Annotated in this window: 1 pseudogene; it reads right to left on the bottom strand. The window is 58.7% G+C overall.

Going from position 1 to position 247, the window contains the following annotated elements:
- Positions 1-203, bottom strand: a pseudogene (locus Q4528_RS15230) (hypothetical protein); the annotation flags it as partial.
- Positions 204-247: the final 44 nt, after the last annotated feature.

Genomic DNA, 247 nt, shown 5'->3' with positions numbered 1-247 from the left:
CCCTGAACCACCCGCGCATAAAGATCACGGCCCAACTCATCGACCCCAAACCAATGGCCATTGGACAGGCTCGGCCCGCCTTCTTCGTTGACTTTGCCAAGCAACGACCAGTCAATTTCCTCGATACTGTAGCGCGCGAATAACCCGCCAAAGATGGCAAACAGGGCAATGCAGCACAGAAACCCCACCGCGACCACCGCCATGCGGTTGCGGAAAAACCGCCGGCGCGCATCGGACCAGAAAGAGC

The organism is Staphylococcus pasteuri (assembly GCF_030547725.1).
Classification (GTDB): domain Bacteria; phylum Bacillota; class Bacilli; order Staphylococcales; family Staphylococcaceae; genus Staphylococcus; species Staphylococcus pasteuri.
Note: the sequence above shows the minus strand (reverse complement) of the source record. Positions and strands in the feature narration are given on the sequence as shown.